The 9968-nt window shown below is 70.4% G+C and carries 10 protein-coding genes, 1 tRNA gene and 1 pseudogene; 4 read left to right on the top strand and 8 right to left on the bottom strand.

Annotation, left to right across the window (positions count from 1 at the left end):
* The first annotated feature begins 10 nt into the window (after nt 1-10).
* Nucleotides 11-2743: a phosphoenolpyruvate carboxylase gene (gene ppc, locus ACFZAX_RS08420; protein WP_390960201.1), complete on the top strand. Its 2733-nt coding sequence runs from the start codon at nt 11-13 to the stop codon at nt 2741-2743.
* A gap of 134 nt (nt 2744-2877) precedes the next feature.
* Here ppc and ACFZAX_RS08425 read toward each other — a convergent pair whose 3' ends face one another.
* The 7 genes and pseudogenes from ACFZAX_RS08425 to ACFZAX_RS08455 form a co-directional block, all read right to left on the bottom strand.
* Nucleotides 2878-3594, bottom strand: coding sequence for a hypothetical protein (locus tag ACFZAX_RS08425; protein WP_390960202.1), 717 nt, complete (start codon nt 3592-3594; stop codon nt 2878-2880).
* 13 nt (nt 3595-3607) lie between these two features.
* Complete coding sequence (locus ACFZAX_RS08430; protein WP_390960203.1) at nt 3608-4282, bottom strand: pentapeptide repeat-containing protein; 675 nt, start codon at nt 4280-4282, stop codon at nt 3608-3610.
* Nucleotides 4283-4340: 58 nt separating this feature from the next.
* On the bottom strand, nt 4341-4604 hold the full coding sequence (gene amcA / locus ACFZAX_RS08435; RefSeq protein ID WP_390960204.1) for a multiple cyclophane-containing RiPP AmcA: 264 nt from the start codon (nt 4602-4604) through the stop codon (nt 4341-4343).
* Complete coding sequence (locus ACFZAX_RS08440) at nt 4582-5103, bottom strand: hypothetical protein (protein ID WP_390960529.1); 522 nt, start codon at nt 5101-5103, stop codon at nt 4582-4584. Before ACFZAX_RS08440 ends, amcA begins: the two co-directional genes overlap by 23 nt.
* A gap of 121 nt (nt 5104-5224) precedes the next feature.
* Nucleotides 5225-5956: pseudogene (locus tag ACFZAX_RS08445) on the bottom strand (radical SAM protein); the annotation flags it as partial.
* Nucleotides 5957-6034: 78 nt separating this feature from the next.
* A complete protein-coding gene (locus ACFZAX_RS08450; protein ID WP_390960205.1) occupies nt 6035-6505 on the bottom strand; it encodes a hypothetical protein in 471 nt (156 codons plus the stop codon).
* Nucleotides 6506-6636: 131 nt separating this feature from the next.
* Nucleotides 6637-7821, bottom strand: coding sequence for an MFS transporter (locus ACFZAX_RS08455; protein WP_390960504.1), 1185 nt, complete (start codon nt 7819-7821; stop codon nt 6637-6639).
* Nucleotides 7822-8018: 197 nt separating this feature from the next.
* On the opposite strand from ACFZAX_RS08455, the gene ACFZAX_RS08460 reads away from it, so the two are divergent.
* On the top strand, nt 8019-8483 hold the full coding sequence (locus ACFZAX_RS08460) for a winged helix-turn-helix transcriptional regulator (RefSeq protein WP_390960206.1): 465 nt from the start codon (nt 8019-8021) through the stop codon (nt 8481-8483).
* 171 nt (nt 8484-8654) lie between these two features.
* Here ACFZAX_RS08460 and ACFZAX_RS08465 read toward each other — a convergent pair whose 3' ends face one another.
* The gene (locus ACFZAX_RS08465; protein ID WP_390960207.1) at nt 8655-9173 is read right to left on the bottom strand and encodes a hypothetical protein; all 519 of its coding nucleotides are present in this window, start codon (nt 9171-9173) and stop codon (nt 8655-8657) included.
* A 279-nt stretch (nt 9174-9452) separates the two neighbouring features.
* On the opposite strand from ACFZAX_RS08465, the gene ACFZAX_RS08470 reads away from it, so the two are divergent.
* Both ACFZAX_RS08470 and ACFZAX_RS08475 read left to right on the top strand, forming a co-directional pair.
* A tRNA-Ala gene (locus tag ACFZAX_RS08470) sits at nt 9453-9526 on the top strand.
* Between the two features lie 34 nt (nt 9527-9560).
* Nucleotides 9561-9929 carry a hypothetical protein gene (locus ACFZAX_RS08475; RefSeq protein ID WP_390960208.1) on the top strand — a complete coding sequence of 123 codons (369 nt, stop codon included), beginning with the start codon at nt 9561-9563 and terminating at the stop codon, nt 9927-9929.
* Nucleotides 9930-9968 lie beyond the last annotated feature (39 nt).

Genomic DNA, 9968 nt, shown 5'->3' on the forward strand with positions numbered 1-9968 from the left:
GCCGCACACTGTGAGCAGTGCCGACCAGACCCCTGCCGCCAGCAGCCCCGAACTGCGGGCCGACATCCGCCGCCTCGGCGACCTGCTGGGCGAGACCCTGGTACGCCAGGAGGGCCCGGAACTCCTCGAACTCGTCGAACGCGTTCGCGCCCTCACCCGTACGGACGGCGAAGCGGCGGCCGAACTCCTCGGCGACACGGACCTGGAGACCGCGGCGCAGCTCGTGCGCGCCTTCTCCACCTACTTCCACCTGGCCAACGTCACCGAGCAGGTGCACCGCGCCCACGAGATGCGCGACCGGCGCGCCGCGGAGGGCGGGCTCCTCGCCCGTACCGCCGACCGCCTCAAGGACGCCGACCCCGAGCACCTGCGCGAGACGGTCAAGAACCTCAACGTGCGGCCCGTCTTCACGGCCCACCCCACCGAGGCCGCCCGCCGCTCGGTGCTGAACAAGCTCCGCCGCATCGCGGCCCTGCTGGAGACCCCGGTCATCGAGGCGGACCGCCGCCGTGTCGACCTGCGGCTCGCGGAGAACATCGACCTCATCTGGCAGACCGACGAGCTGCGCGTCGTCCGCCCGGAGCCGGCCGACGAGGCCCGCAACGCCATCTACTACCTGGACGAGCTGCACGCCGGCGCGGTCGGCGACGTCCTGGAGGACCTCTCCGCCGAACTGGAGCGCGTCGGCGTGCCGCTGCCCGAGGGCACCCGTCCGCTGACCTTCGGTACCTGGATCGGCGGCGACCGCGACGGCAACCCCAACGTGACGCCCGCCGTCACCTGGGAGGTGCTGATCCTCCAGCACGAGCACGGCATCACCGACGCCCTCGAACTCATCGACCACCTGCGCGGACTGCTCTCCAACTCCATCCGCTACACGGGCGCCACCGAAGAGCTGCTCGAATCCCTCCAGGCCGACCTGGAGCGCCTGCCGGAGATCAGCCCGCGCTACAAGCGGCTGAACGCCGAGGAGCCGTACCGGCTCAAGGCCACCTGCATCCGCCAGAAGCTCGTCAACACCCGCGACCGCCTCGCCAAGGGCACCCCGCACCGCCCCGGCTGCGACTACCTCGGCACCTCCGAGCTCCTCGCCGACCTCACCCTCGTCCAGACCTCGCTGCGCGAGCACCGCGGCGGCCTCTTCGCCGACGGCCGGATGGACCGCACCATCCGTACGCTGGGCGCCTTCGGCCTCCAGCTCGCCACCATGGACGTACGCGAGCACGCCGACGCCCACCACCACGCCCTCGGTCAGCTCTTCGACCGGCTCGGCGAGGAGTCCTGGCGCTACACCGACATGCCGCGCGACTACCGGCAGAAGCTCCTCGCCAAGGAGCTCCGCTCCCGCCGCCCGCTCGCCCCGACCCCGGCTCCGCTGGACGCGGCGGGCGAGAAGACCCTCGGCGTCTTCCACACCATCCAGGAAGCGTTCGAGCGGTTCGGCCCCGAGGTCATCGAGTCGTACATCATCTCGATGTGCCAGGGCGCCGACGACGTGTTCGCGGCGGCCGTCCTCGCCCGCGAGGCGGGTCTCCTCGACCTGCACGCCGGGTGGGCGAAGATCGGCATCGTGCCGCTGCTGGAGACCACCGACGAGCTGCGCGCCGCCGACGTCATCCTCGACGAGATGCTGGCCGACCCGTCCTACCGGCGTCTGGTCTCGCTGCGCGGTGACGTCCAGGAGGTCATGCTCGGCTACTCCGACTCCTCGAAGTTCGGTGGGATCACCACCTCCCAGTGGGAGATCCACCGCGCCCAGCGCCGGCTGCGTGACGTCGCGCACCGCTACGGGGTGCGGCTGCGGCTCTTCCACGGCCGTGGCGGCACCGTCGGCCGTGGCGGCGGCCCCTCGCACGACGCGATCCTCGCCCAGCCCTGGGGAACCCTGGAGGGCGAGATCAAGGTGACCGAGCAGGGCGAGGTCATCTCCGACAAGTACCTGATCCCGGCGCTCGCCCGCGAGAACCTGGAACTGACCGTCGCGGCCACCCTCCAGGCCTCCGCCCTGCACACCGCGCCGCGCCAGTCCGACGAGGCGCTGGCCCGCTGGGACGCCGCGATGGACACCGTCTCCGACGCCGCCCACGCCGCGTACCGCAAGCTGGTCGAGGACCCGGACCTGCCCGCGTACTTCCTCTCCTCCACCCCGGTCGACCAGCTCGCCGAGCTGCACCTCGGTTCGCGCCCCTCGCGCCGTCCGGACTCGGGCCTCGGCCTGGACGGCCTGCGCGCGATCCCCTGGGTGTTCGGCTGGACCCAGTCCCGCCAGATCGTCCCCGGCTGGTTCGGTGTCGGCTCCGGCCTGAAGGCGCTGCGCGAGGCGGGTCTGGACACGGTCCTGGACGAGATGCACGGCCAGTGGCACTTCTTCCAGAACTTCCTGTCCAACGTCGAGATGACGCTGGCCAAGACGGACCTGCGCATCGCCCGCCACTACGTCGACACGCTCGTGCCGGACGAGCTCAGGCATGTCTTCGACGTCATCGAGGCCGAGCACGCGCTCACCGTCCAGGAAGTCCTGCGGATCACCGGCAACACCGAACTCCTCGGCACCAGCCCGGTCCTCCAGCAGACCTTCGCCATCCGCGACGCCTACCTGGACCCGATCTCCTACCTCCAGGTCGCCCTGCTCAAGCGCCAGCGTGACGCCGCGGCGGCCGGCGAGGAAGCCGACCCGCTCCTCGCCCGCGCCCTCCTCCTCACCGTCAACGGTGTGGCCGCGGGCCTGCGCAACACCGGCTGATCCAGCGGTACGTACAGCGTCGGGCGCCCCCGTCCGGACCTCGGGTCCGGACGGGGGCGCCGTCGCGCCGGGGGATCGGCTTGACTCAGCAGAAGAGGCTGCCCCCCCTGTGGGAGAGCAGGCGAAGTCCATCGCTAGATCAGAGACGGCAGGATCTTTGACGTCCAGCGGCCCGGCCAGAAGGCGGCGGCCGAAGGCCGGTCTTCTCCTTCGGTGGAGCCGTCGTGCAGGAGATACTCGGTGGGCGCCATGTATCCCTCTCCGGGTGCGAGGCGAATGCGGTACACGCTGACCGGATGTCCGGCTGCCACATGCTCTCGGTAATCGTCGGTGGAGGGGTGGCGGAGTGCGAAGTCGTCGGGATGGACGGCCCTGCCAACAGCCTGTGCGTCAAGAGCACCGACGATGAGGTACCGGGCCCCCGGTCCCAGGTTCAGCGCGAGTCGACGGCGGCCATGGGGCTTCTGCCCGTGGGACAACTTGTCCCAGTTGTCCACATGCAGGCCGATCAGCTTGCCGTCCTGGTAGTTCTGCGTCGTTGTCATCATGTTCGGCCTTGCCAGGGACTGCCCGAGGTACTGCGTGTTCTCGTCACCCAGTGGTGTTGCCAGGTGCTCAAGGGCCCCCGTTCGCGGGGCGGGCGGGCGGACGATCTCCACCAGCGTCGCGGCCGGTGTGCAGGCCGGGGCGGCCAGGGAGAGGCCGTCGGCCTCCGTGATCGGCATCCATGGGCCTGACGGGACCACGGACCCTTTCTCGTATTCCGGTTCCTCCCTCGTCGCGCGCACGGTTGTCACCTCGCACCGTTGGAGCAGGTAGGTCAGATCGTCGAACGCGATGTGCAGGGGCACGTAGATCTCCTGGTCAGTCGTCTCCGACAGTGATGCCGAGCTCGTCCACGAGGGCCTGCGCGAGATCTGTCTGCTGGCCGGCACCGATGCGGATTCTGGCCAGGTTGGTGACGCCCCGGAGCTGAGAGACGTCGTTACCGCAGAGGTCGGTGTCCCGGTACCGTCCGCCACCGAACTCGGTCAACCGGAGTCCGCAGTCGGAGAACACGACATCGGACAGGTCGCAGTCGGCGAATGTGGCCTCGGTGAAGGCGCAGCCGATGAACACGACCGGGCCGATGGCGCGGACTCTTTCGAAGGTGGCGTAGTCGAGACGGCAGTTCTCGAACAGCACGTCGTCCAAGACCACGTCGCGCAGAGCGGCTCCCATCAACTTGCAATCGCGGAAGTGGACGCGACTGAGCTTGCTCTCGCGCCATCGGGCAGAGCCCAGATCGCTGCCGACGAACTCCACGCCGTGCACATTCAGTGCCTCGAACTCCACTTGGTCCGCGCGGACGCCGAAGACCTTGCCAGTGATCAGCCGGACCTCGGTGGCAGCGAGCAGGCGCAGGTCCACATTCCCGTACGTGAAGCCCTGCAGGGCGCCGTGGGGGCTGTCCAGTGTCTCGACATCGGACAGCCGCAAACCGGGTTCATCGAGGTCGGGGGTGGTCACGGTGATACGGCCGAAGACTCGGCTGGCCATGGTGCTCCTTCGACGTGGGAGGGGCGGACCGGTGTTGACGTCGGGCCGCCTCGTTGGGCTACTTCTTCTTCCAGTTGTCCCAGGTGGGACGGTTGTCGAACACCTGCGTGGGGTTGTCCCAAGTCGGCCGGTTGTCGAACGTGGCCGCGGCGGCGAGAGCGGGAGCGGTCCGAGCGGCAAGGGGGCTGCTCTGTTCGGCATCGGACGTGGCGCGCTCCCCGAAGGGAATGGCTGTAGCGCCTGCAGCCTCCAGAAGCGAGGCGAATCCCGGAGCCGAGTTCATCACGACTGCGGTGGCATCAGGGACGGTGTTCACGGACATGGCGTGCAACTCCTTCAAGCAGGGCGATCTTGGCCGTTGTGCAGTACCGGGTCCTGGTGCCGTCGAACCGACCTCCGTGCTCGAAATACCGGTTGGAAGCGTGGGCGCCTCCGCAGAACGAGAACGTCGGGCAGGTGCTGCGGCAGGCATCCACGCCGTTCCAGAACTCGGCGATCCAGGGAGTGCGGTCCTCCGCCTCGGCCACGAGCACGTCCAGGCCGGTTCGGCAGACATTGCCAGTGGTGAAGTCGCCGAACCTGGTGTCGGAGAACCCGGACAATTCCGGGGACAGCATGATCACGCCGCCGTCGTGGGTGACGGTGGGCAGCGGGTCCCAGGGGGCAGAGGTCGGCGTGGGCGCGGTGACATGGCTGCCGAGGACAGCGGAGGCGAAATTGAGTACGCGTTGCACTTCGCGCAGCCGGATGACGGGATTCGCCCGCCAGGCGTCCGCGAGCGCAGCCCAGAACGCCGCTGCCCGCACGGGGTCGCCCTCCACTGAGGTTGGCACCCTCTTGCTCTTCGACGTTGACGCCGAGAGCGGTGACGCCCAGGTCGGCGAAGAACTCGTAGAGGCGGACAGCGGTATCCGGGGCCGGATCGGAGACGACGGCGATGGCGGAGAAGGGAATTTTGTGGCGGCGTAAGCGCTCGATACCCCGCATGATGACGTGGAAGCCGGGGTGGCCGGCGAGGGTCACCCGGTGGGCGTTCATGTCCTCGGGGCCGTCGATGCTGACGCCCACGTGAACCTGATGCTCCACCAAGAACTCGCACCAGGCGTCATCAATCAGGGCGGCGTTCGTCTGCACGGAGTGCCTCACTCCCTTGAACGGTGCCATGAGCGCGGACAGGTGTTTCCGCCCGGCGGCTAGAGGCTCCCCGCCATGCCAAACGACTTCGAACCACGGATTTTTCTCCGCCCACTCGTTGACAGCGGCGGCAACTGCCCGGGAGACCTCCACCGGCATGAGGTGCTTCGTCCTACCGCAGGGACCGTGCGTGGTACGGGGCCTGCCTGGCCCATGCATACGCAGGCGCAGGGGAGGCCGAGGCCGCCCTGACAACGTCCTTGGGCGTGATGACCGACGCATCCGAGATCGGCCGCCCCCACGCTTGGGAGGAACTGCACAGGACGGCGGGGATGCTGATGCGCCGCGGAGCCGCTGGTGGGCGGGTATTGTTCGACGCTCTTGCCGCGCTCGACTGATCCCGGAAGTTGCCACTGATCGCACACCCTGGAAACGGGAGCGGGTGGGATCAGACGTCGGGAGACCGGCTCGACCTTGCCGCAGTGACAGGCCTTCTCCTGGCGTCATGCGCATCGGAGAGCTCGCCGCAGTCGTCGGCATTCCCGCCGGGCCGTCCTTTCCGCCCCGGGTTCCTGAGGGCCGCGGGCGTACGTGCGCCCCGGGCCCGGTGGCCGCCCCTCAGAGCGCCAGGAACGTCGCCACCAGCAGTCCCGCCCCCGTGACTCCCGCCGCCCATGCCGTACGGGTCAGGCGCAGGCCGCCGCCCAGGACCAGGGAGGCCAGGATCAGTGAGCCGCCCAACGGGAGCCAGGCATGCAGGAATCCGGGGACGCCGGTCCGTACGGCCTCGGCGCTGCCCGGCTTCAGGACCACCGGAAACGCGTCGCCGCGCTGTGCCGCGACCGAGCGCGTGACGATCACACCCGAGCGCGGCGGGGACTGGGCGTCGGGGGTGTAGGTGCCGGTACAGGTTTCCTCGCCGCAGCCGGTCACCGTCAGCATGCCGTGCTCACGGCCCTTGGCCAGGATGATGTGGTGCGCGGTCTCCCACGAGGCCCACGCACCCGCGACGAGCAGCAGCAGGGTGACCAGGGCCATCGCGCCATTACGGCCGATCAGGGCCGCGTTCTGGGAGGGGGTCCGCTTCATGGGGGCAGATCTTTGGGCAGGACGATGCTCTCGGTCAACTTGCGGCCGAAAACGGACGAGGGAGCGGTCGGGAAGCGGTGGGAATGTCGGGAGTTGGGCGTTCCGGGCCACCGTCCGGAGGAGCGGCGTCCTCAGCCCACCGCGACCGCCGCCCGGTCCGGCACTCCGCTCCGTGTGCATGCCCAGAGGGCGAACGCGAGAACGCTGACGGCGGCGCCCAGCGCGCACACCGCTCCCCAGCCGGCCGCCGCGTAGAGGGAGGTCGCGGCGGTGGCGCCGGTGGCGCTGCCGACGGAGTAGAACACCATGTAGCCGCCGATCAGCCTGCTGCCCGCCTCCGGGTGCAGCGCGTGGATCAAGGTCTGGTTGGTGACGTGGACGGCCTGTACGGCGAGGTCGAGGAGGATCACGCCGACGAGCAGGGTCCAGAGGGAGCTGCGGGTGAAGGCCAGCGGCACCCACGAGACGGCGAGCAGGGCCAGGGCGATGCCGGTGGTCCGCCCGGAGAGCCCGCGGTCGTTCAGGCGTCCCGCCGCCGTCGCGGCCAGCGCGCCCGCGGCTCCCACCAGCCCCCAGGCCCCGATCGCGGTGTGGGAGAAGGAGTACGGCGGTTCGCTGAGCGGCAACGCGAGGCTGCTCCACAGGGTGCTGAAGGCCGTGAAGATCAGGAGGCCGAGCAGGGCCCGGAGCCGCAACAATCGCTCCCGGGCGAACAGGGTGACGGTGGAGCTCAGCAGTTGTCCGTAACTCAGCCGGTCAGGCCGGTCGTCGGTGTGGTGGGGCAGTACGCGGTACAGGACCAGGGCGAGCAGTGCGGTGAGTGCTGCCGAGGCGAGATAGACGGAGCGCCAGCCCGCGACGTCGGCCATGAGGCCGGAGACGGTACGGGCGAGCAGGATGCCGAGGACGACGCCGCTGGTCACCGAGCCGACGACGCGTCCGCGCCGGGCGGGCGGCGCGAGTGACGCCGCGTAGGCCACCAGCGTCTGCGTCACGACGGCGAGGAGTCCCACCCCGGCCATGCCCGCGAGGAGTGCCGCCGCCGTGCCGGCGGTGGTGACCGCTGCCAACGCCAGTACCATGAGCAGGAGTTGGGCCACGACGAGGCGGCGGCGGTCGGTGATGTCGCCCAGCGGTACGAGGAAGAACAGGCCCAGTCCGTAACCGGCTTGGGTGAGGGTGACGACGGTGCCGAGCAGTGCCGGGCTCATGGAGAGATCGTGGCCCATGGTCACCAGGAGCGGCTGGGCGAAGTAGACGTTGGCGACCGCGGCTCCGCAGGCGACGGCGAACAGGGCGACGAGGCCCCGGGGCAGGACGGGTGTGGCGTCTTCGTCGCTCCGGCGGGCCGCGCTGCGGGGACGTGCCCCGGCGGTTTGCGGTGCCGGTGTCGCGGCCCTGCTGTGGTCGAGCACTCGGCACCCCTCCGTGCATCTGGTTGCAACATGCCACCAGAGCTGACCGTAGCGTCCTTTGGTAGCATTATGCAACCGGTTGGGGAGTGGAGGACGGCATGGTGACCAGAACGCGCTTCGACGACAGCGACTGTCCCGTCGCCCGGTCCGTGGACGCGATCGGCGACTGGTGGTCGCTCCTGATCGTGCGCGATGCCTTCGACGGGAGTCGCCGCTTCGGGGAGTTCCAGCGCAGCCTCGGGGTGGCGAAGAACATCCTCACCGCGCGCCTGCGCGCCCTGGTCGCGGGCGGGGTCCTGGAGACCGTCCCCGCCTCGGACGGCAGCGCCTACCGCGAGTACGTACTGACCGCCAAGGGCGAGGCGCTCTTCCCCGTCGTCGTGGCGCTGCGGCAGTGGGGCGAACAGAACTTCTTCGCCCCCGGCGAACCCCACTCGCGGATGGTCGACCGTGAGCAGGGGCAGCAGCTCCGGGCGCTGGAGGTCAGGGCGGCGGACGGGCGGCGACTGGGCCCGGACGACATGGTCGTGCGCAAGGTCGTCCGCGCGGTCACCGACGAGTGAGGAGCGGCTCCGTCTCCCCGGGGGCGCTCCGGCGCGGGGCGCCCCGCTCGGAGTGCCCGCCCGGCTCCCCTCGGCCCCGCCGGACCTCGGGGGCCGGGCAGCAGGAGGAGCGCGGGGAGGTGGAGCGCGGGGAGGTGGGGCGCGGGGAGGTGGGGCGCGGGGAGGGCATGCTCACGGGAAGTACAGGGACGCCTTCTCCAGCACGTGGCCGGTGAACATGCCGCCCCAGACGGTCCCGCCCCGGTACAGCGTGGTCCGGGTGGCGCCAGGAGTGGTTTCGACCGTCAGGGGGCGGCTGATCAGCGAGGTGTCGAGAATCCGGGCGTCCTGGGCCGCCCACCGGGCCGCCTCGGGCCGGACGCGGGTGCTCACCAGTGCGGGGAGCACCTGTGCCACGTTGCGGGCGCCGGGGATGCCGCCGCGCACGCTCTTCGCGTAGTGCATGGCCCAGTCGGTGAACTCGCCCAGGGTGACCACGTCGATCTCGGGGACGACGGCCGCGAAGACGAACAGCTCGGCCTTCGTCCCGAACCAACGGGCTTTGCGATCGGCACGGAAGCCGGTCACCGACCGGTGGCCCTTCCAGTCCGACGACGTCACCGTGCAACCGTCGGCCTTCAGCCGGTCGTGGAGCGCCGTGAGGTACGTGTCCGCCGCGTCGGCGGTCGGATCGATCGCAGGCCGGTTCATGCGCGGATTCTCCAACGCCCGTGCTGTGTAAGGGAAGAGGGAGGGTGCGAGGCGCGCGGAACCGTGCCCGCACCGGACGGCTCCGGTGGGATGAACGCACGCCTGCCGGATGCCCGGGGTCCGGCGCACTCGTTCCGCTCCCCGTTGTGGACGACCTGCTGACGGCGGGTGCGCGGCACCGGTCCCGACGCGCCGGACCGGCGCCGGGCCGGCGCCGCCCGGCCGCGCGAATGCGGCTGCCGGGCGACGCGGTCCCCGCATAGGATCACCCGGCGGAACGGGGCTCGTAGCGCAGCGGTTGTCGCGCCTTCACGGCATGTAGGAGGACGCCGGTTCGAATCCGGCCGGCCCCGTCCCGCACTCAGGAGTGAACGGGAGAGGAAAGACATGACCGGCCGGCCGGTGACCACGACGCTCTGGCGCCCCACCGGGCCCGAGGAGCTCGCCCTGGTGGAGGCGTCGGGCCGGCGGGCCTGGCCGCCCCGGCTGCCGGAGCAGCCGATCTTCTACCCGGTCCTCGACGAGGAGTACGCGATCAAGATCGCCAGGGACTGGAACGTCCGGTTCGACGGGGCGGGTTACGTGACGCGGTTCGAGGTCGAGAGCGAGTTCCTCCGCCGCTACCCCGTCCAGCAGGCCGGGGGCCGGACCATCCTGGAGCTGTGGGTCCCGGCGGAGGAGCTCGACCTCTTCAACGCGCACCTCGTCGGCCCCATCGAGCTGGTCCACACGTTCCACCCGGGGCCGGCGGCCTGAGCGCACGCGAGGGGGCGGCCGTGTCCGGTCGCCCCCTCG

This window comes from Streptomyces sp. NPDC008125, assembly GCF_042957125.1.
In the GTDB taxonomy this organism is placed as follows: Bacteria; Actinomycetota; Actinomycetes; order Streptomycetales; family Streptomycetaceae; genus Streptomyces.